Raw genomic sequence first — 25,209 nt, 5'->3', positions numbered from 1 at the left:
CCGGGAAAGCTCCCGGCATCACCTTGAGTGGAATAGACTCAAGTTTGTGTACGCTGATTGAGTCAGCACTGGGAGATGTGGCAGAGAGCGCTCGTCAAGGAGGAGAGAAGCGACCGTGGACGCCGAGCTGACCAACAGGAGCCGTGACGCGATCAACGCGGCCGGCAACCGGGCCGTACGGGAGGGGCACCCCGACCTGACCCCCGCCCACCTGCTCCTCGCGCTGCTCGAGGGGCGAGGCCGTCAAGAAAACGAGAACATCATCGACCTGCTGTCGGCCGTCGACGCCGACCAGGCCTCCATCCGCTCCGGCGCGGAGCGCGTGCTCGCGTCCCTGCCCAGCGTGACCGGCTCCACGGTCGCGCCGCCGCAGCCCAACCGCGAGCTGCTCGCCGTGATCGCGGACGCGCAGAGCAGGGCGGCCGACCTCGGGGACGAGTACCTGTCCACCGAGCACCTGCTGATCGGCGTCGCCGCGAAGGGCGGCGCGGCCGGCGAGGTGCTGACCGGGCAGGGCGCGAGCGCCAGGAAGCTGCAAGACGCCTTCTCGAAGGCGAGGGGAGGACGCCGGGTGACCACACCCGATCCCGAGGGCCAGTACAAGGCCCTGGAGAAGTTCGGCACGGACTTCACCGCGGCGGCGCGCGAGGGCCGTCTCGACCCGGTGATCGGCCGGGACCAGGAGATCCGCCGTGTCGTGCAGGTGCTGTCGCGCCGCACCAAGAACAACCCGGTCCTCATCGGCGAGCCCGGCGTCGGCAAGACCGCCGTCGTCGAGGGGCTCGCCCAGCGGATCGTCAAGGGCGACGTGCCCGAGTCCCTGAAGGACAAGCGGCTGGTGGCGCTGGACCTCGGGGCGATGGTCGCGGGCGCCAAGTACCGCGGTGAGTTCGAGGAGCGGCTCAAGACCGTCCTGGCGGAGATCAAGGACTCCGACGGCCGGATCATCACCTTCATCGACGAGCTGCACACCGTCGTCGGCACGGGCGCCGGCGGCGACTCCGCGATGGACGCCGGCAACATGCTCAAGCCCATGCTGGCCCGCGGCGAGCTGCGCATGGTCGGCGCCACGACGCTCGACGAGTACCGGGAGCGGATCGAGAAGGACCCGGCGCTGGAGCGGCGCTTCCAGCAGGTGCTGGTCGCCGAGCCCAGCGTGGAGGACTCCATCGCGATCCTGCGCGGCCTCAAGGGCCGCTACGAGGCCCACCACAAGGTGCAGATCAACGACTCCGCGCTGGTGGCCGCCGCGACCCTGTCCGACCGGTACATCACCTCCCGCTTCCTGCCCGACAAGGCGATCGACCTCGTCGACGAGGCCGCCTCACGGCTGCGCATGGAGATCGACTCCTCTCCGGTGGAGATCGACGAACTCCAGCGCGGCGTCGACCGGTTGCGCATGGAGGAGCTGGCGCTCGACAAGGAGACCGACGCGGCCTCGCGCGAACGGCTGGAGAAGCTGCGCCGCGACCTCGCCGACAAGGAGGAGGAGCTGCGCGGCCTGACCGCCCGCTGGGAGAAGGAGAAGCAGGCCCTCAACCGGGTCGGCGAGCTGAAGGAACGGCTGGACGACCTGCGCGGCCAGGCCGAACGCGCCCAGCGCGACGGCGACTTCGACACCGCCTCCAAGCTGCTGTACGGCGAGATCCCGGACCTGGAGAAGGAGTTGGAGGCCGCCTCGCAGGCCGAGGAGGAGGCCGCCAAGGACACCATGGTCAAGGAGGAGGTCGGCCCCGACGACATCGCCGACGTGGTCGCCTCCTGGACCGGGATCCCGGCCGGCCGCCTGCTGGAGGGCGAGACGCAGAAGCTGCTGCGCATGGAGGAGGAGATCGGCCGGCGGCTCATCGGCCAGTCCGAGGCCGTGCGCGCCGTCTCCGACGCCGTACGCCGCAGCCGGGCCGGCATCGCGGATCCGGACCGGCCCACGGGCTCGTTCCTCTTCCTCGGCCCGACCGGCGTCGGCAAGACCGAACTGGCCAAGGCGCTCGCCGACTTCCTCTTCGACGACGAGCGGGCCATGGTCCGCATCGACATGTCGGAGTACGGCGAGAAGCACAGCGTGGCCCGGCTCGTCGGCGCCCCGCCCGGCTACGTCGGCTACGAGGAGGGCGGCCAGCTCACCGAGGCGGTGCGCCGCCGCCCGTACAGCGTGGTGCTGCTGGACGAGGTGGAGAAGGCCCACCCGGAGGTCTTCGACATCCTGCTGCAGGTGCTGGACGACGGCCGCCTCACGGACGGCCAGGGCCGCACGGTCGACTTCCGCAACACCATCCTGGTGCTGACCTCGAACCTGGGCAGCCAGTACCTGGTCGACCCGCTGACGAGCGAGGAGGAGAAGAAGGAGCAGGTCCTGGAGACGGTCCGCACCTCCTTCAAGCCGGAGTTCCTCAACCGCCTGGACGACCTGGTGGTCTTCTCGGCCCTGTCCAAGGAGGAGCTGAGCCGGATCGCCGGACTCCAGCTCGACCGGCTCGCCCGCCGACTGTCGGAGCGCCGCCTGACCCTGGACGTCACCCCCGACGCCCTGGCCTGGCTCGCCGAGGAGGGCATGGACCCGGCCTACGGCGCCCGTCCGCTGCGCCGCCTGGTGCAGACCGCCATCGGCGACCGCCTTGCCAAGGAGATCCTCTCCGGCGAGATCAAGGACGGCGACACGGTCCGCGTGGACCGCTTCGGCGAGGGCCTGCTGGTGGGCCCGGCGACCGGCAAGACGCTGTAGGGGGGTGTCCGCCGCCACGGCGGGTGGCGGACCGCGTCACACCGTGAACGCCGGAAAAGGCGTCCGGGCCGGCGCGGGAAGTTCCGTGGGTCCGCCGCTCAGTGGGTACTCGGAGGCGGACAGCATCGTCATGGCCTTCCCCTCCGTTCGCCGGACGTCCACCTGACGGCCGGATCATGTCAGCCCAGGGCTGACAGCGTCCCGGAGGGCTTGCCACCCCCCTCCCCGGATGAGGGAGGATGGCGAGATCCGTACGAAGGGAAAAACACGGTGAGCATCGACCCGTCCTCGATTCCGAACTTCGGGGGCCAGCCCGAGCCGCAGCCCCAGGGACCGGCGGGCCCCGTCGTCCCGGATCAGGACCTCGTGAAGCAGCTCCTGGACCAGATGGAGCTCAAGTACGTCGTCGACGACGAGGGCGACCTCGCGGCGCCGTGGGAGCAGTTCCGTACGTACTTCATGTTCCGCGGTGAGGCGGACCAGCAGGTCTTCTCGGTGCGGACGTTCTACGACCGGCCCCACAAGATCGACGAGAAGCCGCAGCTGCTGGAGTCCATCGACGACTGGAACCGTCGGACCCTGTGGCCCAAGGTGTACACGCACACCCACGACGACGGCACCGTCCGCCTCATCGGCGAGGCGCAGATGCTGATCGGCATGGGCGTGAGCCTGGAGCACTTCGTCTCCTCGACGGTCAGCTGGGTGCGGGCCGCCATCGAGTTCGACCGGTGGCTCGTCGAGCAGCTCGGCCTTGAGGAGGACGTCAACGCGGTCGACGGCGCGGACAGGCCCGTCGAGCAGGACGCCGACGAGGCGGACAAGCCCGAGGACGACGAGAAGTAGTCCCACGGCCGTCACACACAGCGGTGTCCGCGTGAGCGCGCGCGGACACCTGCCGTAGCCGAGCGGGAGCCCGGCCCGGGACGCGAGCCGACACCGGCCGCGCACCCGGGACCGGGCTCTTCGCCGTATCGGCGCGCGTACCCCCCCGCCTACAGGCTCCCGAGGCGGGACACGGCCTCGGTCAGGACGTCCGTTCGTTTGCAGAAGGCGAAGCGGACCTGGGTGCGGCCGGCCTCCCGGTCGTCGTAGAAGACCGCGTTGGGGATGGCGACCACGCCGCAGCGTTCGGGCAGGGCGCGGCAGAAGGCGATGCCGTCCTTCTCGCCGAGCCGGGCGATGTCGGTGGTGATGAAGTACGTGCCCCGGGGGCAGAAGACCTCGAAGCCAGCGCCGGCCAGGCCGGAGGCGAGCAGGTCGCGCTTGGCGCGCAGATCGTCGCGGAAGCCCGTGAAGTGGCTGTCCGGGAGGGCGAGGGCCTCGGCGATCGCGTACTGGAACGGCCCGGCGCTCACATAGGTGAGGAACTGCTTGGCCGAGCGGACCGCCGTGACCAGGGGAGCGGCGCCGGTGACCCAGCCGACCTTCCAGCCGGTGAACGAAAAAGTCTTGCCGCTCGAGGAGATGCCGACCGTGCGCTCGCGCATGCCGGGGAACGTGGCGAGCGGGATGTGCTCGGCGTCGTCGTACACCAGGTGCTCGTACACCTCGTCCGTCACCACGAGCAGGTCGCGTTCGACGGCGAGCCGTGCGATCTCGGCCAGTTCGGCGCGGGTGAGGACGGTGCCGGTCGGGTTGTGCGGGGTGTTCAGGAGCAGCAGCCGGGTCCGCGGGGTCACCGCCTCGCGCAGTTCGTCCAGGTCGAGCCGGAATCCGGCGTCCTCCCCGTGGTGCGGCCGGAGGGTCACCGGCACCCGCTTCGCCCCCGCCATCGCGATACAGGCGGCGTAGGAGTCGTAGTACGGCTCCAGGGCGATCACCTCGTCGCCGGGCTCCAGGAGCGCGAGCAGCGCCGCCGCGATCGCCTCGGTGGCGCCCGCGGTGACCAGCACCTCGGTGTCCGGGTCGTAGGAGAGGCCGTACCGCCGCCGCTGGTGCTCCGCGATCGCCGTGCGCAGCTCGGGGACGCCCGGGCCCGGCGGGTACTGGTTGCCCCGCCCGTCGCGCAGGGCGCGCACGGCCGCCTCCCGGATCTCCTCGGGACCGTCGGTGTCGGGGAAGCCCTGCCCCAGGTTGATCGACCCGGTCCGCGCGGCGAGCGCGGACATCTCGGCGAAGATCGTCGTCCCGAACTCGGCGAGCCGGCGGTTGAGGAGCGGGCGTGCGCTGGAGGTCATGCCGGCCATCCTCCGTCCAAGCTCTGGACTTCCTCAAGTGTGCTTTGGCCGGTCCGGCGGCCGGGCATCTCCCGGGCACGCTGCGAGGCGCCCACGGGGGGTCGCTTCGGCGACAACGCCCCGGGAAGGTCCGGCGGGCGTCCGGAGAACGGTCCCGGGCGCGGCCGGCGGGGTTCCGGGGACGGAGGGAGGGGGACGCCATGGTGTTGGGCATCGTCCTGGCGGTGATCGTGGTGCTGTGCGTGGCCGCCGTGGCGGCGGGGCGCCGCAGGGCCCGCCGCGACCGGTTCGCCACGTCGTACCGCGGCCGGCGTACGGGGTCGGTCGGGAGCAGCTCGAGCGGCGGGGCCGTCGGCTGGTGGGCCGGGACGGACAGCGGCGGTGGCGGCTGTTCGTCCGGCGACGGCCATCACTCGGGCGGCCATCACTCGGGCGGGGGTCACTCCGGTGGGGGTCACTCGGGAGGGGGACATCACTCGTGTGGGGGTCACTCTTGCGGAGGGGGCTCGTCGTGCGGGGGCGGCTCGTCGTGCGGAGGCGGCGGATGCGGGGGAGGCAGCTGACACGGGGCAGCCGAGCTCCACGGGGGCGACCGCGTCCGGGCCGACGCCCGTCGGGAGGCGGTCTCCGGCGGGCGCACCGGCCCCGGTGCGCGACTCCTGTCACCTGCCGGGGTTGAACAGTTGAGCTGTGGGGCCCTCTGAGGGATGGAAACCGCACGAAGTTGGGTAAAAACCCTGTGGTGGAACCGCAGTTCGTGATTGCCTCTACCGACGCAGCCCCTCGGACGTCCCGCACACCCCCCTCCCGAGCTGGGCTGACCGGGCCGTCGTCCCCGTGTCCACCGGGGCGGGCCGGCCCGTTCCTCCCTTCTTTTTCTTTGCGTGCTAGCGGAGCCGATCCATGCTCACGACCCTGAACACCTCCTACACCGATACGCGTGCGGCCGACCTCGCCTGGGCCCTGGGACGCGAGCCGCTGCCCGCACTGGCCACCCTTGACCTCGAACCGGCCGGAGCCAAACTCCAGTTGAGACTCCTCGGCGCGTCCCACCAGGTGCTCCTGGAGGACCAGCGGGGAAGCTGTTCGGAGACCGTGGCGTGCATCCCGGGCTCCAGCACCCCGCTGCCGCTCGGCGTCGCCAAGCGGTCCGACGACTGGGAGTACGAGTTCGCCGCCCGCGTCGAGTTCCTCTCGCCGGGCTCGTTCACCGGCCGCGCCCAGGAACTGCTGGCCCTCGTCTCCGAGCATCCGCACGGTCTCGCGGGCGTCTTCCCGGGCAGCCCGAACGCGTTCACCGCGATGCTGGCGCAGTGGCACGACGGCCAGGTGCACTGGCGGACCTGGCACGCCTACCCGCAGGACGGGCAGTTGGTGGCGACCAGGACGAGGGTGGGGGTGCGCCGTTCCGCGTTGGCCGGAGCGAGTTGAGCGCGGGTAAACCTGCGATGCGCGTCAACTTCCTTTTCCACACGTGTGGGTGACGAAGCGTGCCATTGCCGTGACGTAACGTCACAGGGGTGATCGAATCGCACGCCCCGGCCCCGCCCGGCGCGGCGCCGCCCCTCGGCGGCCCCGCGCGACTGCCCGTCCGGCCGGGAACCGGCCGGTTCCTCGTCCTCGCGGGGGTGTTCGTCTGCGCGGCCTGCGGTCTTGTGTACGAGCTCGAACTCGTGGCGCTGGCCTCGTACCTGATCGGCGACTCGGTCACCCAGGCGTCCATCGTGCTGTCCGTCATGGTGTTCGCGATGGGCATCGGCTCGCTCGCCGCGAAGCGGCTGCGCCGACACGCCGCCGTCGCCTTCGGCGCGATCGAGGCGACGCTCGCCCTGGTGGGCGGGTGCAGCGCCATGGCGCTGTACGCGGTGTTCGCCTGGACCGGCGGCTGGGGCGGTGTGTGGGCGAACGGTCCGCGCTGTCTGCTGGTCGCCTTCTCCCTGGCCATCGGCCTGCTGATCGGGGCGGAGGTGCCGCTGCTGATGGAGCTGATCCAGCGGATCCGCCGCCAGGACGCGGGGGGCGCGGTCGCCGACCTGTTCGCGGCGGACTACGTGGGCGCGCTCGTCGGCGGGCTCGCCTTCCCGTTCCTCCTGCTGCCGCTCCTCGGGCAGTTGACCGGGGCGCTGGTGACCGGCGCCGTCAACGCCGTGGCGGGCGGCGTGCTCGTCCTCGGCCTGTTCGGGCGGGACCTGACCCCGCGCGGCCGCTGGCTGCTGATCGTCGCCAACCTCGCCGTGCTCGGCCTGCTCGCCTCGCTCACCGCCCTGGTCGGCGACTTCGAACGGGCCGCGCGGCAGGCGATGTACGGCGGGGACGTCCGGGTGGCGCTGCGGACCGGCGAGCAGGAGGTGGTCCTCACCGGCGGCACCCGGGGCCGTCCGCTGCGCCTGTTCCTCGACGGGCGGCTGCGGGTCGGCGGCCGCGACGAACTCCGGTACCACGAGGCGCTGGTCCACCCCGCGATGAACGGGCCGCACGCGCGGGTGCTGATCCTCGGCGGCGGCGACGGCCTCGCCGCGCGCGAGGTGCTGCGGCACCCCGGCGTCGATCGGGTGGACGTCGTCGAGCGCGACCCGGCCCTCGTCCGGCTGGCGCGCGGCGACCCGGGACTGGCCCGGCTGGACGAGCACGCCTTCGACGACCGGCGGGTGCACGTGAGCACCGCGGACGCCTTCGACTGGCTGCGCGGGGCGCCTGCAGCGGTGTACGACGTGGTGATCGAGGACCTGCCCGATCCGGCCATCACGGCGAGCACGAAGCTGTACGCGCAGGAGTTCTACGGCCTGGCCCGGCGGGCCCTGGCACCCGGTGGGCGGCTGGTGGTGCACGCCGGACCGGTCTCCTCCCGGCCCCGGGTGTTCTGGACGGTGGAGGCCACGGTCCGGGCCGCCGGGCTGCGTACGGTGCCGTACCGCGTGGACGGCCGTGACTCCGGCGCCGCGGGGCCCGACCGCACGGCCTCCCCGCGTGACCGGGGCTTCGTCCTGGCGGCCCGTATGCCGCCCGCCCTCCGTCTGGACCCGCGGGCCCCCGCCCCCCGGACGCTCACGCCGGAGTCGCTCACGGCGGCCGTCCGCGCGGCGGCCCGCACCCGCGTCCCCGGCCTTCCGCCCTCGACGCTGGTCCATCCCCGGTACACGGACTGATCCGGCCCGCCGGCGGCGTGTGCGGTGCGCGGGGGACGGGTTCTGGGCGAGGGGAGGGTAATCGGGAGCGGCACTGGGTACCCTCGGCTGACATGGAGCACGAGGTGTTCGTTCCGGTTCCGGCTCGGCGGCTGCGGAGGGCGCTCGCCGATGCGGCGCGGGTTGCCCGGGCGGTTCCCGGGCTCCAGCAGGACGCGGGTGGCGAGCCCGTCACCGGCCGGCTCAAGACGCGGATCGGCGGCCACTCCATCACGTACCGCGGCACGCTGCGTGTCCGCGCCCTCGACGACGGTTCCTACGCCGTCGAGGGCGACGCGACCGAGTCCCGCGGCAGCGGCTCGGTGAAATTCACGCTCACGCTCCGGCTCCGCGACACCGACGGCGGTTCTACCGTCACCTTCGACGGCACGGCCACGGCCGACGGCCGCGTCACCGAGCTGCCCCCGGACTCCGTGCACACCGCCACGACCCGCCTCCTGACCCGCTTCACGGAAAACCTGTCCTCGACCCCGGAGGGACCGGAACCGGCCATCGCGGGGTCGGGTGGCACCGGGTCGGGTGGCACCGGGGAGCCGGAAGGCGCGCGGTCGCCCGACGCGGAGCGGGAGGCATCTGAGTCGGCTGCCGCCGACTCCGATCACGGCGGGGAGCCGGAGGGCGCCGAGGCGGAAGGTCCCGAGCCGTCCGAGGGCGAGGGGGGCGTGGGGCTGGCCGAGGAGGCGACCGAGGACTTCGCTCCGTTGGCGAGTGGGGACTTCGAGGCCGCGCCGGACGCGGACGACGCCCCGGCGCCGCCGGTCGGGGACGAGGGCGAGTCCCACCCGGCCGCACCGTCCGGGCGCGGTTCCCTCTACGACGCCGATGTTCCGCCCTCCTCCCTCGACCCGTTGGCCGACGAGGAGGACGAGGACGACGAGCCCCCCGTCTCCGAGGACTTCGCCGAGACCGCCCAACCGCCCGCCGAGGCGGCACACGCCCGGCGGACGATGATCGGCCGCAGCGCCGAGGAGGTGGACCACGCCCCGCCCCGCGGCCGCTACGCCCCCGTCCCCGCCCCGCTCACCGTCTCCGCCGTCCCAACCCTCCGCTGGGCAGCGCCCGCGGCGGCGTTGGTGGTGGCGGGAGTGATCGTCGTGGGCCGAGCCTTGAGGCGCCGCCGCTGACGCAGCCGCGGCGCCGCGCGTCCTGCCCGGCTGCTGAACCGCGTGCGCGAGGCTTCGCGGCACTCGCGTCCTGGCCCGCTGGGCCGACGCTCGCTCGGGAGGCGCCTGCCGGGCGTCGGTGATCGCCGTGGCCCCGGCCCTGAGGCGCCGCTGAGCGCGGCTTCGGTGCCGCGCTTCCGGCCCGGCCGCAGCGCGAGGCTTCGTGGCGCTCGCGTCCTGGCCCGCCGGGCCGACGCTCGGGTGGGCGGCGCCCGCCTTGGCATCGGTGGGCCGGTCCTTGAGGCGTCGCCGCTGAGCGCGGCTTCGGCGCCGCGCCTTCAGCCCGGCTGCTGAGCGCCGCGCGCGCGGCGCTCGGCGCTCGGCGTCCTGGCCCGTCGGGCCGAAGCCCCGTCGGGCGGTGCCCGCTGCGGCGTCGGTGATCGTCGTGGGCCGGGCCCTGGGGCGCCTCGTCGAGCGGCGCCCCGACTCCCCGTGCCGGGCTCTGGCCCTCCAGCCACCCGCGGCGCGAAACGCCTTCTTGATCCGGCCAGTAGCCTCGTGGGGTGAGTAACGAAGACATCACGCTGACCGCGGGTGACGCGGAAGCGGTCGTGGAGCCGGGCAATGGCGGGCGCGTCGGGAGTCTGCGCGTCGGGGGGCTCGAACTGCTCCGCCAGGGAGAGCGTTTCGGCTGCTTCCCGATGGTCCCCTGGTGCGGCAGGATCCGGGACGGCCGTTTCCGCGACGGCGCCACCGTCCACCAGATGCCGCTCAACTCCCCACCGCACGCCATCCACGGCACCGCCCGCGACGGCGCCTGGCGCACCGCCCGCACCTCCGCCACCGAGGCGGTGATCACGTACGACCTCGTCGCCCCCTGGCCCCACCCCGGCCGCGTCACCCAGGTCGTCGACCTGACCGAGGACGCCCTGACACTGACGATGTCCGTGGAGACGTACGAGTCGTCCTTCCCGGCGCAGATCGGCTGGCACCCGTGGTTCAACCGCACCCTCGGCGGCCCCGGCGCCCAGGACGCCCGCGTCGGCTTCCGGCCCGCCTGGCAGGAGGAGCGCGGCGACGACCACCTGCCCACCGGTCACCGCGTCGAGCCCAAGCCCGGCCCCTGGGACGACTGCTTCGGCATGCCCGACGGAGTCGACGTCACGCTCACGTGGCCAGGCCAGCTGGAGCTGAGGGTGACCAGCCGTGAGGAATGGGTCGTCGTCTACGACGAGCAGCAGGCCGCCGTGTGCGTGGAACCGCAGACCGGGCCGCCCAACGGCCTGAACACCCTCCCGCGCCTGGTCACCCCGCTGGAGCCGCTGGAGGCCTCGACGACCTGGACCTGGCAGCGCGCTTAAGCTGACAGTCATGAGCGACGTTCGCGGCGAGCTGCTGCAGCAGATCAAGGACAAGGCCGTGGTGCACGGCAGGGTGACGCTGTCGTCCGGTCTCGAGGCCGACTACTACATCGACCTGCGCCGCGTCACCCTCGACGGCGAGGCGGCCCCGCTGGTCGGTCAGGTGCTCCTGGACCTGACCGCCGACTTCGACTTCGACGCGGTGGGCGGCCTGACGATGGGCGCCGACCCCGTCGCGGCCTCGATGCTGCACGCCGCCGCCGCGCGCGGGCGCAGACTGGACGCGTTCGTGGTCCGCAAGGCCGCCAAGGCGCACGGTATGCAACGGCGCGTGGAGGGCCCGGAGATCAGGGGCCGCCGCGTCCTGGTGGTGGAGGACACCTCCACCACGGGCGGCTCCCCGCTCACCGCCGTGGAGGCGGTCCGCGAGGCGGGCGCCGAGGTGGTCGCCGTGGCGACGATCGTCGACCGGGCCACGGGCGCCGCCGAGAAGATCAGCGAGGGCGCCGGAGTGCCGTACGTCTTCGCGTACTCGAAGGACGACCTCGGACTGGACTGAGCCGGACCGGGCCGGGACTGGGGTCAGGGCGGGGACTGGGACGGGGACCGGGACGGCACCGGGTCCGCACCGCGCGACCCGTCCGTCCACCGGCCGGACAGGGTGTCCTGCGCATCGGGCAACGTCTGCGAAGATGGGGCCGACGATGACGTCACTCCCTAGGTCAGGGCCGTAAGTACGCAGAACGCACCCCGCACATACAAGGAGCGGACAGATGCCCATCGCAACCCCCGAGGTCTACAACGAGATGCTCGACCGGGCGAAGGCAGGCAAGTTCGCCTACCCGGCCATCAACGTCACCTCCTCCCAGACCCTGAACGCGGCCCTGCGCGGCTTCGCGGAGGCGGAGAGCGACGGCATCGTCCAGATCTCCACGGGTGGTGCGGAGTTCCTGGGCGGCCAGTACAGCAAGGACATGGTCACCGGCGCCGTCGCCCTGGCCGAGTACGCGCACATCCTCGCCGAGAAGTACCCGGTCAACATCGCGCTGCACACCGACCACTGCCCGAAGGACAAGCTCGACGGGTACGTGCGTCCGCTGCTCGCGATCTCCGAGGAGCGCGTCAAGGGCGGCCGCAACCCGCTGTTCCAGTCGCACATGTGGGACGGCTCCGCGGAGACCCTCGCCGACAACCTGGCCATCGCCCAGGAACTGCTCGTCCGCACCGCCGCCGCCAGGATCATCCTCGAGGTGGAGATCACTCCGACCGGTGGCGAGGAGGACGGCGTCACCCACGAGATCAACGACAAGCTGTACACCACGGTCGAGGACGCGATCCGCACCGCCGAGGCCCTGGGCCTGGGCGACAAGGGCCGCTACCTGCTGGCCGCGTCCTTCGGCAACGTGCACGGCGTGTACAAGCCGGGCAACGTCGTGCTCCGCCCCGACCTGCTGAAGGACCTGAACGAGGGCGTCGCGGCGAAGTACGGCCGCCCGGCCGGCAGCCAGCCGTTCGACTTCGTCTTCCACGGCGGCTCCGGCTCCACGGAGGAGGAGATCCGCACGGCGCTGGAGAACGGCGTGGTGAAGATGAACATCGACACCGACACCCAGTACGCCTTCACGCGTCCCGTCGCCGACCACATGTTCAAGAACTACGACGGCGTCCTCAAGGTCGACGGCGAGGTCGGTTCCAAGAAGACGTACGACCCGCGCACCTGGGGCAAGCTGGCCGAGACGTCGATGGCCCAGCGCGTGCTGGAGGCCTGCGGCAACCTCCGCTCCACCGGCACGAAGATCAAGTAACTCCCGCTCTCCCGCGACGGGTCCGGTGCCACGGCACCGGACCCGTCGTCCGTTCCGGCCCCCGGCCGTCCGCAAGTCCGTAAGCCGTCAGCCCGTCCGCCCGCTCGTCAGCCCGTCCGCTCGTCTGGCCCGGAGCCGGTCGGCGCGGGATGATCCCCTCATGGCTGTCACCGCACAGCACGCCCCCGCCGTGAGGATCTCCAGCCCCACGGGCCGCTGGATCCTGCTCACCACCGTGCTCGGCTCCAGCATGGCCCTGCTGGACTCGACCGTCGTCAACGTCGCCCTGCCCCGCATCGGCCGCGACCTGAACGCGAACCTCGCCGCGCTGCAGTGGACGGTCAACGCCTACCTGGTCACCCTGGCCGGCCTGATCCTCCTCGGCGGCTCGCTCGGGGACCGCTACGGCCGCCGCAGGATCTTCGTGCTCGGCGTCATCTGGTTCGCCACCGCCTCCCTGGGGTGCGGCCTTGCACCGAACGTGACCGTACTGATCGCCGCCCGCGCCCTTCAGGGGATCGGCGGCGCACTGCTGACCCCCGGCTCGCTCGCCCTCATCCAGGCCTCCTTCCACCCGGACGACCGGGGCAGGGCCGTCGGCCTGTGGTCCGGCTTCGGCGGGATCGGCGCGGCCGTCGGCCCGTTCCTCGGCGGCTGGCTGGTGGCCGGGCCCGGCTGGCGCTGGGTCTTCCTGCTCAACATCCCGGTGGCTCTCGTCTGCGCCCCCGTCGCCGTGCGCCACGTCCCCGAGTCAAGCGCGGCCACTGGCGGCACCTCCCCGTCCAAGCCGGGCCGGGAGCCCAGGAAGGACACCGCCCACGGCCGCTTCGACGTGCTGGGCGCGGCCCTCGGCGCCCTGTCCCTGGCACTGGTGACGTACGCCCTGATCGAAGCCGGCCACGGCACCCTGGCCGCCGCCCTGACCGCCGCCGCGGGCGTGCTCGCCGCCGTCGCCTTCGTGTACGTGGAGAAGCACCGCGCCGATCCGATGGTGCCGCCGGACATCTTCGCCTCCCGCCAGTTCACCGCCGTCAACCTGGTCACCCTGTGCGTGTACGCGGCCTTCGGCGGCTTCTTCTTCCTCACCGCGCTGCAACTCCAGGTGGTGGCGGGCTACTCACCGCTGAAGGCGGGCACCGCCCTGCTCCCGACCACCGTCCTCATGCTGCTGTTCTCGGCCCGTTCGGGAGCCCTCGCCGACCGCATCGGGCCGCGCCTGCCGCTCACCGTCGGGCCGCTGCTGTGCGCGGTGGCGATGCTGCTGATGCTGCGGGTCGGCAAGGGAGCGCACTACTTCACGGACGTGCTCCCGGCCCTGCTCGTCATGGGCGCGGGCATGGTCACCCTGGTCGCCCCGCTCACCGCCACCGTGCTCGCCTCGGTGGACACCTCCCGCGCCGGGCTGGCCAGCGGCATCAACAACGCCGCCGCCCGCGCGGCCGGCCTGATCGCGGTGGCCGCGCTGCCACTGCTGGCCGGGATGGGCCCCGACGCCTACCGTTCGGCGCTCGCCTTCGACGCCGCGTTCCGCCGGGCCATGCCGATCTGCGCGGTGGTCCTGGTGGTGGGGGCGGTCATCGCCTTCCTCGCCGTCCGCCGTCCGGCCAAGGGCTGCCGCCGGCCCGAGTGCCGCACCCACGGCAGCGTGACGACACCGCCGCTGGAGACGGGCCGCGGGGGTGCGGCCCCAGGCGCCGCTCCGGCGTCGTGAGCCGTGGAAGCCGTGGAAGGGGCCGTTCCGCGGCTGCCGGGATCGGCCGGGCCTGGGCCCAGCTCCCCGCCGACGCCTTCGAGTAGAAGGGTGCTACAGGTGATCGTGCACTGAGTGCCGCCGTCACCTCCTGGGTGACGGCGGCACAGTCGTCTTCGTCGTGGTGACTACCGCTTCAGCTCGGCGTACGCCTCGGCGCTGCTGTCCTTGAGGAACTGCCGGCAACGCTCCGACTCGTCCTTCTCGTCGATCTCGCCGGCGGCACGAGCGAGGGCGGCGAGGCAGCGCAGGAACCCGCGATTGGCTCGGTGGTCCCAAGGGATGGGCCCGTGGCCCTTCCAGCCGGCCCGACGCAGTGCGTCCAGACCGCGGTGATAGCCGGTGCGCGCGTACGCGTACGACTCGACCACGCGCCCGGCCTCGAAGGCGTCGTCGGCGAGCATGGCCCATGCGAGCGAGAACGTGGGGTACTTCGCCGCGACCTCGGCCGGAGGCTGGGACTCCTCGCCCAGGAGGCGGTACGCCCCTTCGTTCTCCGGGAGGTACGTCGGCTCCGGGCCGCCGAGCAGGTTCTTGTGAGTCGTCATGGATGCAGTCTGCCACTCACGGCCTGGAGTCCGGGAAGCCGACGACGAGCACAGATATGGCGTGTGGGGAGCTGAGAACAGCGGTTGATGTAATCAATCCGGTCGCCAGGGTCTACGAGGACAACGACCTGTCCGCGTACAAGCGCAAGACCGTACGCCCGGAGTTCCGGCAGATGCTGGAGGACCTCAGGGCCGGACGGATCGACGGAGTCGTCGCCTGGGACATCGACCGTTTCACGCGCCGGCCGCGCGAACTCGAAGCGTGGATCGACGAGTACGAGGAGGGCGAGCGTCGCAAGCGCCGCCTCGTCTTCGACTCCGTGTCGGCGCCGGACATCGACCTGTCCACGGAGAACGGGCGCTTCATCGCGCGCATCAAGGTCACCATCGCCAACAAGTCCTCGGCGGACACGTCACGGCGTACGAAGCGCAGGCACCTGGAGCCGGCCGCGCAGGGGAAGCCGCCCGGCGGCCGGGCGCCGTACGGCTGGAACCGCGAGGACCGCAGGACGCTGGTTCCGGACGAGGCGGAGAACCTCCGCAAGGCGGACAAGGCACTGGCGAACGTGCAGGCGCGAGCACCGGAATGGACCAAGGAGGAGCAACTCGCTTACCTGGAAGGGGATATGGCCGGGTTCAAGCAGGCGTGGCAGGAGAAGCGCATGTCGGCCGCGCGCTACATCGCGCACACCGAGGACCTGGAGAAGCAGATCGCAGGGCCGCACCGGGAGCGTGCCCCGCACCGGGCCGAGGCCGCGACCTTCGTGGCCGGCCCCATCGACATACGAGAGCGGTGGGAGAGGCCGGCGATCGAGCAGCGGCGCGCCGCCGTTCTCAAGGTCTTCCGCGCGGTCGTCATCAAGCCCGCGTCCAACGGGCCGATCTTCGACCCGGCGGACATCGAGCAGTTGGAGAGAACCGGCCGCGGGATCCGGGCGGCGGCGCGCTCCCTGTCCCACTCGCTCAAGCGGGCGCACCACCGATGACGCGACGCTGCTCATGGTGGAGTGGCGCGGCTGACCTCACCGGCCTCGGTCGAGCCGCGGCGCATCAGTCCGACGGCTCCTGCCCGCTCCCGGTGTCGATGAGGATCTGTTCCGCCTGGCTGATGTTGTCTGCCCGGACCGCCTGGGCCATCGCGGCGCGGGCGGCCTCGGGTGTCGCGTTCGGCGGGACCACCAGCAACGAGAAGAGGTCCCGGTCTCCCCGGGTGATCAGGACGGTGTCGTCACCCACCGGGAAGGAGTCGATGTGCACCACCCGGTCGTCGACGACGATCCGCGTCGGGAGCCCTGCCCAGGCCGTGGTGTCCAGCCCGACGCGGGTGACGGGGCCGAGGTGCCTGGTGAGGACGCTCAGCAGCTCGGGCAGCTCGGCAGCGATGTCGCGCGACCGCGGCCACCACGCACCGTCCAGGACACCTTCCCGCGACTCCGTGGTCTCCAGCCGGAGGAGTGCGCACCCCGGCCGTACGGTCCGGTGAACGCCGCTCGGCAGATGCAGGGAGTCCGGGGGTGAATCGGAGCCGGTCATGAGGACCACCCGTCTTCGGGAGTTCGGTGCGAACACGGGACTCGCCTCGCCCCTCCCACGCTACTCCCCGTGCCCCCGGAATCTCCGGGATCCATCTGACCGACGCGGTCCTGATCACCGTCGGCTGGACTTCGCACAAGTCGCCCGCCACCGCATCGCTGACCCATGAGGGCGTCCGCTTGACGGAGGAGGAAGAAGGGTCGGCTGCACCCACTCAGGGCGACTGACACCGTAAGGACCACGTGGCTGTTCCAGGACGGGATCGCGCGCTGCCCCTGCGGGGTGGCTGTCGTCCACCGGCCGTCGCGCTCTTCGCGATGGATGTGACCTTTGTTGCGGTGTGGGAGTCTCGGGCGTGTTCGCGGTGGTGTCATCCGCTGACGATGTTGGCGGTGGCACATCCCCCGTCGAGGGAGGTCACAGGGCTGCGGGCGGAAACGCACGGCAGGAAAGCCGCGCCCGCGGAGAGCAATATCTGTGCCCGTGAAATGAGATATAGGTGCGGGGAACGGCGAGCATTCCTCGACCGCCCGGCGGAGCGGAATTATCGACCGCGCAAGGCCGATCGCACCGTGCTACTGTCGGTCCCAGTTGCAGGTGTGGTTGCCAGAAGGTTTTTCCGACGGCTGATCATCACGGCGACACGGAATGCGCACAGGGCGTATTCCTGACACCGCCCCCGAAGGAGAAACAAAATGGCTACTGGCACGGTGAAGTGGTTCAACGCGGAAAAGGGCTTCGGCTTCATCGAGCAGGACGGCGGCGGCGCCGACGTCTTCGCCCACTACTCGAACATCGCCGCCCAGGGCTTCCGCGAGCTGCTGGAAGGCCAGAAGGTGTCGTTCGACATCGCGCAGGGCCAGAAGGGCCCGACGGCCGAGAACATCGTTCCCGCCTGACGCACCGGCACTGACGCATACATCGCAGCTGGGGCCCGCACCTTGGGGTGCGGGCCCCAGCTGGCTTCATTCCCAGGGCGATACGGCCCTGTTTTCGGCCCGTTCTCGCGATTCTCTGCGCCGCTCATTCTGCTGCGGAAATTCCTTGATACGTGCCCGCATCGAGGAAGGTTCCGCATGAACCGCACACGCACCAATCGCACATACGACCGTTTCGGAGGAAGCGCCGCTGCGGGCCGCTCCGGCGCTCCGCGCCGCTCCAACGGTTACGGAAACCGACAGCCGGCGCGGGGCGAGTTCGCCCTGCCGAAGACGGTCACGCCCGCGTTGTCCGCTGTCGAGTCGTTCGCCGATCTCTCCATGCCGGCGCCGTTGCTGGCCACGCTCGGCCATGAAGGCGTGACCGTACCGTTCCCGATCCAGGCGGCGACCCTGCCGAACTCCCTGGCCGGCCGTGACGTACTCGGTCGCGGCCGCACCGGCTCGGGCAAGACCCTCGCCTTCGGCCTCGCGGCACTGGCCCGTACGGCGGGCCGGCGCGCCGAGCCGCGCCGGCCACTGGCCCTGATCCTCGTCCCCGCCCGTGAGCTGGCCCAGCAGGTCACCGACGCGCTCGCTCCCTATGCCCGCTCGGTGAGCCTGCGGCTCGCCACCGTCGTCGGTGGAATGTCCATCGGCAGGCAGGCCGGTGCGCTGCGTGCCGGTGCGGAAGTGGTCGTCGCGACGCCCGGTCGGCTCAAGGACCTCATCGACCGGGGCGACTGCCGGCTCGGCGATGTCGGCGTCACGGTGCTCGACGAGGCCGACCAGATGACCGACATGGGCTTCATGCCCCAGGTCACCGCCCTGCTCGACCAGGTGCGCCCCGAGGGCCAGCGGATGTTGTTTTCGGCCACCTTGGACCGCAACGTCGACCTGCTGGTCCGCCGCTACCTGACCGACCCGGTGGTTCACTCCGTCGACCCGTCGGCTGGTGCCGTCACCACGATGGAGCACCACGTACTCCACGTGCACGAGTCGGACAAGCACCGCACGACCACCGAGATCGCGGCCCGGGACGGCCGGGTCATCATGTTTCTGGACACCAAGCACGCCGTGGACCGGCTGACCAAGCACCTGCTGAACAGCGGTGTCCGCGCCGCGGCCCTGCACGGTGGCCGGTCCCAGCCGCAGCGCACCCGGACCCTGGCGCAGTTCAAGGACGGTCACGTCACCGTCCTGGTGGCCACCAACGTCGCGGCCCGCGGCATCCACGTCGACAGCCTCGACCTGGTCGTCAACGTGGATCCGCCCAGCGACCACAAGGACTACCTGCACCGTGGCGGCCGTACGGCCCGCGCCGGGGAGTCCGGCAGCGTCGTCACCCTGGTGACCCCCGGCCAGCGCCGCGGCATGAACCGGCTGATGGCCTCGGCCGGCATCACCCCGCACATCACCCCGGTCCGCTCGGGCGAGGCGGAGCTGAGCCGCATCACAGGCGCCCAGGCTCCCTCCGGGGCCCCTGTGGTCATCACCGCGCCTGTCGTGGAACGCACCCGCCGCGCGCCGGCGCCGTCCCGGGACCGTCGAGGCCGCACCGGCCAGGGCCGACCCGGCGGCGCGGGGGCGCGCCGCAGGGCACAGCGGCGGACCGGGAACGACTCGGCTGCTTAGGCCGGCGCCGTCCCCGGAGCCACCTTGGCCTCCCGGGGCCGCAAGGGCCACCAGGCCGACCATCCCTCACCGAAGGAGACACCCTTGACGCCGGCGTGGACGCCGTACCGTATGCCGAACCCCGCTCCCGTGACCGCGGTCGGTGACATCGAAGGGCACGGGCCTCGGGTATGTGACGACATGACCGTCGAGGTGGCCCTGGCCGTCATGGCGGGTGCCCGGGTCGAGTACCTGACCGTGTGCGACGGCGACGACCAGAGCACTGGTTTGATCACCCTGGTCCGGCTCGCCGTTCTCCGCGACAGTTCCGCGTACACGGACCGGATCCGTCTGCGGGACATCCTCGACGGACCACTGCCCTCGCCCGGCGGCCGCTCCGGCGTCGGTGAGTACGGCCCGGTTCCGGGCGTACCCGCCCTCGCGTGCTGATCCGTCTCACCCGGGGGCGGCCCGTTCCCCTTCTCTCGCGACTTCTCCCCTGTGAGGCATCATGCGCTGTGTCATCGCCCGATACCCGTTCGACCTGACCAGGACCGGGGTGCTGGCCTCGATGAAGGGCGTCAGGCCCGAGCTCGTCACGAGTGCGTCCGTGACCATCGGCCGCCGCCGCTACCCCGTCAAGCAGGTGGGCCAGGTCATCACGCGACAGGACCCGCGTGACTTCACCGCCGGTGAGGTCATGCGGGCCATGACGCGCCTCGGCTTCACCTGCCACGACCGCCCCGAGGCCGCGCCCGTGGGTGTGGGTGGACCCACTCTCCTCCGAACCGCGTCCGGCGGCACCGGCCCTGTGGCCGTGTGAGGACGGGCGGGGGACCGCCCTCGGGATCCCGGTGGGGGCCCTGCCGACGCGCGTCGGCAGGGCCCCCACCGCTGTGTCGCCGTCCGCTCGGAAACCGCCGGCGGCGGGCAACGGGGCGGAGATTGCGTCTCACCGGTCGAAGTGGATGAGATCTCCCACGGTCCATACGCTGACGTCCTTGATCGCGACTCGGTACATGCCGCCCGTCTCCGGGATCCCGAGACTGCCCTGCAGGATCCGGGCGAGATGAAAGTGCGGATGCGTGGGCGCCTCGCCGCGCACCGGGCCGGTTCCCTCGCGGACCGCGGGCGAAGACGTCCGAGAACGGGCCGAGACGGTCCGAGTCCTTCAGGGCCTCCGCCACCCGCTCCCTCCACACGGCCTCGGGAGCCGGCCGGCCGGTTGACGGCACCGCCGACGACCACGGTCAGCGACATCTGATTGCTTCGCGCGGACTCCACCGCGGCGGAGATGGCGACGAGCAGTTCATCAGGGTTCGTTCAGGGGCCGACATGACAGCAGAGCTTGTTCGGCCCACCCGTATCAGGAACCTTCCGCGGGACTGAAGCGGCTGCGTACTCGGCAGGAGACGGCTTCAGCCAACCCGGGAGGTCCGACGCGGCAGGCTTCTTCCTCCGCCAGAAGGGTGAAAGGTACTTTTGCAGGAGTAGATTTTCGTTCCTGATGTGGGTACGCTTCTTCTCGTAGACATGGTCGAACGAGACCCGCCAGACACGAACTGGCGAGTGGTGGAATACGAAGTACGCAGGTCAGTGCGGCTCTCGAGCCTCGAAGCCAAAGCGTTCCCAGAACGGTGACGGAGCTGAGAGCCGCACTGGGCGGCTCGTACGTAGAGGAGCTGCCGGCAGCAGTACCGGTTGATTCAGTGGTTGGTACGAGAGGAACGGAGGAGCAGACGCCATCAGGATCGCCCGGCCCGAGAAGCGCTCGGTCCGGGTACCGCAAGACCCCGGATTGGATGGTGGTCCCCGGTCACGCAGCTGCGATCCCCCGCTCCGCCCTGCAGGGCCGGGTAGCGGAAACAGAAGGTCGGCAGAGCAGTAGGGCCGACGGATGGTGTTCAATTTCCTTCGGGGCCCTGGTGCCGTACGGCACCAGGGCCCCTCGACGCGTTGCACAGCGAGGTGACATGACATCGGACAACCCCCTGAATGATCGTCTGGACGACGACGACTACCCCGCGTACACCATGGGCCGGGCAGCCGAGATGCTCGGCACCACCGCGGCCTTCCTCCGAGCCATCGGTGAGGCTCGCCTGATCACTCCGCTCCGCTCGGAAGGGGGACATCGCCGGTACTCCCGCTACCAACTGCGGATCGCGGCCCGCGCCCGCGAGCTCGTCGACAAGGGGACTCCGATCGAGGCTGCGTGCCGCATCGTCATCCTCGAGGACCAGCTCGAGGAAGCGCAGCGCATCAACGCCGAGCACCGCCGTGCCTCCAGCGAGTCGACGGGCAGTTCCGGCTCCGGCTGATCACGCGGGCGCGGCCGTATCCGGAACGCCGGAGTACCGAGCGAGCGCTACAGTCGTTCGCGTGGCAGGAGGGCGCAGTCCGCCGGAAGGGCTGTGCACTTGCCAGGGCTCCCCGGGCTGTCGGCGGAGACCGCGGCGGCCAAGCGCAGAGCCCGTTCCCGCGAGCGCTTCGGCTGGCGTTCTTGGGCGGCCTACCCACAGCGTGCCCACAAGAGCGGACAACCAGGGACACCAGCAATCCCAACGAGCCTGCGCAACGGCGCAGGCGCACCCCATCGTCGCAGCTCAGCAGCCATGCGACCGTCCAAGCGCCGTCGCCTCCCAAGCTGAGAGCGCGAGTCCGATTCTCGTCACCCGCCCAGAGAGAAACTCCAGGTCAGCGGCCTGGTACTTGTTTGTTGTCTGGTCCAGTTCGGGGGTGGCATGCCGTTTGCATGTCGAGCGAGTCGGTCGAGCGGATGGTGCCGGACGGGTTGTGGGAGCTGTTCCAGTGCGAAGCGGGGTCGCAGTTCGAATCCTGCCGGGGCTCATCGCGGTGTGCCTGACCTGAGGTTTGAGCTTCCTGGAAGCACCGCATCACCCGGCATCAGCTCGCCGCTTGACATAGAAGCGTCAACGGCCTGCTGCGGCAGTACTTCCCCAAGGGCACCGACTGTCCGCCCACACCCGCGAGCACCTGGACGCCGTCGCCGCCGAACTCAACGGCCGCCCACGCAAAACGCTCGGCTGGGAAACCCCAGCCGAGCGCCTGCATAAACTGCTCGCGGCCTGATCAACACGACCACGTGTTGTGACGACCCCCGAAAGCGCCCGACCGGGCGGGCCTTGCGATCTGTGCACGTGATGCGCAGGATGCGGATGGGGACCGGGGCCCCCGTGCCGGCATCGGCAGGGGCGGACCGCTACCCGGAGTACTACAGGAGACAGCGATGTCCCAACCGGCTCACCCGACTCCTCAGCCCGCTGAGGCCTCTGAGCCCGAGACCCCGCATCTCGACTTCGCGGGCACGACGCCGTACGAGGACTACGTCAAGGCGGACGTGCTCACCCACCTCCAGCACACCCTCTCCGACGACCCCGGAGAGATGGTCTTCCTGGTCACCACCCAGGTGATGGAGCTGTGGTTCACCGTCATCGTCCACGAGTGGGAGACCGCGGCCCGCGCCCTGCGCTCGGACGACGTACCGACGGCGGTCGCCGCGCTGAAGAGGTCCGTACGGGAGCTCCAGGCGCTGAACGCCTCCTGGAAGCCGCTCGCCGCACTCACTCCGGCCCAGTTCAACAGCTACCGCGGCGCCCTCGGCGAGGGTTCCGGATTCCAGTCCGCGATGTACCGCCGCATGGAGTTCCTGCTCGGCGACAAGTCCGCCTCGATGCTCGTCCCGCACCGCGGCGCCCCCCGCGTCCACGCGGAACTGGAGAAGGCGCTGCACGAGCCGAGCCTGTACGACGAGGTGCTGCGGCTGCTCGGCCGCCGCGGACACGCGGTCCCGGACGCCGTGCTCAGCCGCGATGTGTCACTGCGCTACGAGCCCAGCGAGGAGGTCGAGGCCGTCTGGACGGCGCTCTACTCCGGTGACCAGGACGACGAACTCGCCCGGCTCGGCGAGGCGTTGACCGACGTCGCCGAACTGGTCTGGCGCTGGCGCAACGACCACCTCGTGGCCACCCGCCGCGCGATGGGCGCCAAGGCCGGCACGGGCGGCTCCGCCGGGGTGGCCTGGCTGGAGAAGCGGGCCCGGAAGAACGTCTTCCCCGAGCTGTGGACGGCGAGGTCCCATGTCTGAGCCGACCCTCCGAGCCGAGAAGCTGGACGCCGCCGACGAACTCGCCGGGCTGCGCGACCGGTTCGTCCTCGACGACGGCGTCTACCTCGACGGCAACTCGCTGGGCGCGCTCCCGGCGAACGTCCCGGACCACATCGGCGACGTCGTACGCCGCCAGTGGGGCGAACTGCGGATCCGTTCCTGGACGGAGGGCGGCTGGTGGACCGCGCCCGAGCGGGTCGGCGACCGGATCGCCCCGCTGGTCGGGGCCGCGCCGGGCCAGATCGTGGTGGGCGACTCGACCAGCGTGAACGTGTTCAAGGCGCTGGTGGCTGCGGTCCGGATGGCCCGGGAGGCCGGTGACGGCGAGCGGGACGAGATCCTGGTCGACGCGACGACGTTCCCCACGGACGGGTACATCGCGCAGTCGGCGGCCCGGATGACGGGCTGCGCGCTGCGCCCGGTGACGTCGGCCGAGGTGCCCGGCGCGCTGGGCGGGCGCACCGCCGCGGTCCTGCTGAACCACGTCGACTACCGCACCGGCCGGCTGCACGACCTGCCGTCCCTGACCGCCGCGGTGCACGCGGCGGGCGCGTACGCCGTCTGGGACCTGTGCCACAGCGCGGGCGCCCTGCCGGTGGGGCTGGACGAGCACGGGGTGCGCCTGGCGGTCGGCTGCACCTACAAGTACCTGAACGGCGGCCCGGGTTCACCGGCCTTCCTGTACGTCCGCGGCGATGTGCAGGACCGCTTCGACACCCCGCTGCCCGGCTGGAACTCGCACGCCGAGCCCTTCGGCATGCGGTCCGGCTACGAACCGGCGGAGGGCGCGCTGCGCGGCCGGGTCGGCACCCCGGACATCCTCTCCCTGCTCGCCCTGGAGGCGGCGCTGGACGTCTGGGACGGGGTGCCGATCGAGGCGGTGCGCGCCAAGTCGCTCGCACTGACGGACTTCTTCCTGGAGTGCGTCGACGCGTACGTCCCCGCCGGACGCGTGGAGGTGCTGACCCCGCCGGCCCACGAGGAGCGCGGCAGCCAGGTGGCCCTGCGCTGCCCGGACGCCGGGGACGTGATGCGGCGGCTGATCGGGCGCGGGGTGGTCGGCGACTTCCGGCACCCCGACGTCCTGCGCTTCGGCTTCACCCCGCTCTACGTCGGGTTCGCGGACGTGGAGCGGGCGGCGCGGGCGCTGGCGGAGGAACTGGCCGGCTGACGCGCCTGGGTACGGCCGTACCGGAATGATGGTCTTCTGCCGCACGGTCCCGGATCGTGCGGCAGAACCGTTTGGCCTCACCCAGCGTGACATCCCCATGTCGGCGCACGTCACCCGCCTGATACCGTCCCGGCCAACGGCCGGTTGATTTCTTTCCCGGACCCCCAAAACCGTTTCACCGCTGAGAGGTTGGAGCATGCCGGAAGCCGACGCCCCCCTCCCCCGAACGCTCGGGTCCGAGCGAGCGGGCGGAAACCCCACCGCCGCGGAACCGGGGAACTCCGGCGGCCGTGACGCGGCCGCGCGCGCCGCAGCGGAGGAGGAGTCGGTCTTCTCGCACGCGCCCGTCGCACCCGACGGTACGGCCGCCTACGGCGACCACCCCGACCAGGTCGTCGACTTCTACCGCCCGCGCGGCGCGGCGGATTCCGCGGGGCCCTCCCCGCTCGTGGTGGTGCTGCACGGCGGCGCCTGGCGGGCCCCGTACGACCGTCGCCACATCACCCCGTTCGCGGACTTCCTCGCCCGCCGGGGCTTCGCCGTGGCCTGCGTCGAGTACCGGCGCGGCAGCGCCACCCCGGTCGGACCGGGCGAGGACCCGGTCGCGGGCCGCTGGCCGGACACCTTCGACGACGTGGCGGCGGCGCTCGACGCGCTGCCCGGCCTGGCCCGGGAGGCGCTCCCGCGGGCCGACATACGCCGTACGGTGCTCACCGGCCATTCGGCCGGCGGTCACCTGGCCCTGTGGGCGGCGGCCCGGCACGTCCTGCCCGCGGACGCGCTCTGGCGCACGGACCGTCCCGCGCCGCTGCGGGGCGTGGTCGCGCTTGCCCCCATCGCCGACTTCGCGGTCGCCGAGAAGCTGGACGTGTGCGGTGGGGCGGCCCGTCAACTCCTCGGCGGAGAAGAGGGGTTCGTGGAGCGGCAGCCCTACGCCGACCCGGCTCTGCTGCTGCCGACCGGCATCGCCACGACCGTCGTCCAGGGCCGCGAGGACGTGGTCGTGCCGCAGGCGGTCGCGGAGTCCTACACCGAGGCCGCGGCGAAGGCGGGCGAGGTGGTGGGCCTGACCCTCCTGGAGGAGGTCGGCCACTTCCCCCTGATCGACCCGGCGGCCGACGCGTGCGCGGTGGTGGCGGAGGAGATCGCCCAGCTCGCGTGGTGACTTCGGCCCCGGTCCCTGCCGTGCTGACCCGG

The 25,209-nt window shown here is 71.7% G+C and carries 21 protein-coding genes and 2 pseudogenes; 19 read left to right on the top strand and 4 right to left on the bottom strand.

All coding sequences use genetic code 11. From position 1 onward, the window contains the following. Window positions 1-115 precede the first annotated feature (115 nt). Entirely contained in the window at window positions 116-2,722 is a 2,607-nt protein-coding gene (clpB, locus tag ACIP4X_RS11615) for an ATP-dependent chaperone ClpB (protein ID WP_358736983.1), read from the top strand. Window positions 2,723-2,992: 270 nt separating this feature from the next. Then, window positions 2,993-3,565 carry a YbjN domain-containing protein gene (locus ACIP4X_RS11610; RefSeq protein WP_358736981.1) on the top strand — a complete coding sequence of 191 codons (573 nt, stop codon included), beginning with the start codon at window positions 2,993-2,995 and terminating at the stop codon, window positions 3,563-3,565. 149 nt (window positions 3,566-3,714) lie between these two features. Here ACIP4X_RS11610 and ACIP4X_RS11605 read toward each other — a convergent pair whose 3' ends face one another. Further along, a complete protein-coding gene (locus tag ACIP4X_RS11605; protein ID WP_401347926.1) occupies window positions 3,715-4,908 on the bottom strand; it encodes a pyridoxal phosphate-dependent aminotransferase in 1,194 nt (397 codons plus the stop codon). An 894-nt stretch (window positions 4,909-5,802) separates the two neighbouring features. On the opposite strand from ACIP4X_RS11605, the gene ACIP4X_RS11600 reads away from it, so the two are divergent. The 7 genes from ACIP4X_RS11600 (at window position 5,803) to ACIP4X_RS11570 (ending at window position 14,064) form a co-directional block, all read left to right on the top strand. After that, window positions 5,803-6,330, top strand: coding sequence for a DUF2617 family protein (locus ACIP4X_RS11600; RefSeq protein WP_358736978.1), 528 nt, complete (start codon window positions 5,803-5,805; stop codon window positions 6,328-6,330). An 89-nt stretch (window positions 6,331-6,419) separates the two neighbouring features. Next, entirely contained in the window at window positions 6,420-8,045 is a 1,626-nt protein-coding gene (locus tag ACIP4X_RS11595; RefSeq protein WP_358736977.1) for a polyamine aminopropyltransferase, read from the top strand. A gap of 92 nt (window positions 8,046-8,137) precedes the next feature. After that, window positions 8,138-9,208: an SRPBCC domain-containing protein gene (locus ACIP4X_RS11590; protein WP_401347923.1), complete on the top strand. Its 1,071-nt coding sequence runs from the start codon at window positions 8,138-8,140 to the stop codon at window positions 9,206-9,208. Between the two features lie 542 nt (window positions 9,209-9,750). Continuing rightward, a complete protein-coding gene (locus ACIP4X_RS11585) occupies window positions 9,751-10,548 on the top strand; it encodes an aldose 1-epimerase (RefSeq protein ID WP_358736974.1) in 798 nt (265 codons plus the stop codon). Window positions 10,549-10,558: 10 nt separating this feature from the next. Further along, window positions 10,559-11,107 (top strand): orotate phosphoribosyltransferase, encoded by a 549-nt coding sequence (pyrE, locus tag ACIP4X_RS11580; RefSeq protein ID WP_358736972.1) that lies wholly within the window; start codon window positions 10,559-10,561, stop codon window positions 11,105-11,107. 214 nt (window positions 11,108-11,321) lie between these two features. Further along, window positions 11,322-12,353: a class II fructose-bisphosphate aldolase gene (gene fbaA, locus ACIP4X_RS11575; RefSeq protein WP_358736970.1), complete on the top strand. Its 1,032-nt coding sequence runs from the start codon at window positions 11,322-11,324 to the stop codon at window positions 12,351-12,353. Window positions 12,354-12,513: 160 nt separating this feature from the next. Further along, window positions 12,514-14,064 (top strand): MFS transporter, encoded by a 1,551-nt coding sequence (locus ACIP4X_RS11570; RefSeq protein ID WP_401347918.1) that lies wholly within the window; start codon window positions 12,514-12,516, stop codon window positions 14,062-14,064. A gap of 167 nt (window positions 14,065-14,231) precedes the next feature. On the opposite strand, the gene ACIP4X_RS11565 is transcribed toward ACIP4X_RS11570, so the two are convergent. After that, window positions 14,232-14,651 (bottom strand): DUF3151 domain-containing protein, encoded by a 420-nt coding sequence (locus tag ACIP4X_RS11565; RefSeq protein ID WP_358736967.1) that lies wholly within the window; start codon window positions 14,649-14,651, stop codon window positions 14,232-14,234. 2 nt (window positions 14,652-14,653) lie between these two features. On the opposite strand from ACIP4X_RS11565, the gene ACIP4X_RS11560 reads away from it, so the two are divergent. Continuing rightward, window positions 14,654-15,637 carry a recombinase family protein gene (locus ACIP4X_RS11560; protein WP_401347915.1) on the top strand — a complete coding sequence of 328 codons (984 nt, stop codon included), beginning with the start codon at window positions 14,654-14,656 and terminating at the stop codon, window positions 15,635-15,637. Between the two features lie 64 nt (window positions 15,638-15,701). Here ACIP4X_RS11560 and ACIP4X_RS11555 read toward each other — a convergent pair whose 3' ends face one another. Beyond that, window positions 15,702-16,184 carry a DUF5994 family protein gene (locus ACIP4X_RS11555; RefSeq protein ID WP_358736966.1) on the bottom strand — a complete coding sequence of 161 codons (483 nt, stop codon included), beginning with the start codon at window positions 16,182-16,184 and terminating at the stop codon, window positions 15,702-15,704. Window positions 16,185-16,879: 695 nt separating this feature from the next. On the opposite strand from ACIP4X_RS11555, the gene ACIP4X_RS11550 reads away from it, so the two are divergent. From ACIP4X_RS11550 to ACIP4X_RS11535, 4 genes are all read left to right on the top strand, one after another. Next, window positions 16,880-17,083 carry a cold-shock protein gene (locus ACIP4X_RS11550; RefSeq protein ID WP_004986771.1) on the top strand — a complete coding sequence of 68 codons (204 nt, stop codon included), beginning with the start codon at window positions 16,880-16,882 and terminating at the stop codon, window positions 17,081-17,083. Window positions 17,084-17,260: 177 nt separating this feature from the next. Beyond that, on the top strand, window positions 17,261-18,736 hold the full coding sequence (locus ACIP4X_RS11545) for a DEAD/DEAH box helicase (RefSeq protein ID WP_401347912.1): 1,476 nt from the start codon (window positions 17,261-17,263) through the stop codon (window positions 18,734-18,736). A gap of 111 nt (window positions 18,737-18,847) precedes the next feature. Continuing rightward, complete coding sequence (locus tag ACIP4X_RS11540) at window positions 18,848-19,165, top strand: CBS domain-containing protein (protein WP_358737047.1); 318 nt, start codon at window positions 18,848-18,850, stop codon at window positions 19,163-19,165. Window positions 19,166-19,226: 61 nt separating this feature from the next. Next, window positions 19,227-19,538 (top strand): SCO5918 family protein, encoded by a 312-nt coding sequence (locus ACIP4X_RS11535; RefSeq protein WP_358736962.1) that lies wholly within the window; start codon window positions 19,227-19,229, stop codon window positions 19,536-19,538. Window positions 19,539-19,667: 129 nt separating this feature from the next. On the opposite strand, the pseudogene ACIP4X_RS11530 reads toward ACIP4X_RS11535, so the two are convergent. After that, a pseudogene (locus ACIP4X_RS11530) lies at window positions 19,668-19,975 on the bottom strand (hypothetical protein). Between the two features lie 713 nt (window positions 19,976-20,688). On the opposite strand from ACIP4X_RS11530, the gene ACIP4X_RS11525 reads away from it, so the two are divergent. The 5 genes and pseudogenes from ACIP4X_RS11525 (at window position 20,689) to ACIP4X_RS11505 (ending at window position 25,177) form a co-directional block, all read left to right on the top strand. Continuing rightward, entirely contained in the window at window positions 20,689-21,033 is a 345-nt protein-coding gene (locus ACIP4X_RS11525) for a MerR family transcriptional regulator (protein WP_358736872.1), read from the top strand. Between the two features lie 602 nt (window positions 21,034-21,635). Continuing rightward, window positions 21,636-21,805 (top strand): annotated as a pseudogene (locus ACIP4X_RS11520) (IS30 family transposase); the annotation flags it as partial. A 157-nt stretch (window positions 21,806-21,962) separates the two neighbouring features. Next, the gene (locus ACIP4X_RS11515; protein WP_358736874.1) at window positions 21,963-22,820 is read left to right on the top strand and encodes a tryptophan 2,3-dioxygenase family protein; all 858 of its coding nucleotides are present in this window, start codon (window positions 21,963-21,965) and stop codon (window positions 22,818-22,820) included. Then, window positions 22,813-24,012 carry a kynureninase gene (kynU, locus tag ACIP4X_RS11510; RefSeq protein WP_358736876.1) on the top strand — a complete coding sequence of 400 codons (1,200 nt, stop codon included), beginning with the start codon at window positions 22,813-22,815 and terminating at the stop codon, window positions 24,010-24,012. Before ACIP4X_RS11515 ends, kynU begins: the two co-directional genes overlap by 8 nt. A gap of 196 nt (window positions 24,013-24,208) precedes the next feature. After that, window positions 24,209-25,177: an alpha/beta hydrolase gene (locus ACIP4X_RS11505; RefSeq protein WP_358736878.1), complete on the top strand. Its 969-nt coding sequence runs from the start codon at window positions 24,209-24,211 to the stop codon at window positions 25,175-25,177. The last annotated feature ends 32 nt before the right edge of the window (window positions 25,178-25,209 follow it).

It is taken from the genome of Streptomyces sp. NPDC088817 (assembly GCF_044750345.1).
Lineage (GTDB): Bacteria > Actinomycetota > Actinomycetes > Streptomycetales > Streptomycetaceae > Streptomyces.
The sequence above is the reverse complement of the archived record's forward strand: the minus strand, read 5'-3'. Positions and strand labels throughout refer to the sequence as shown.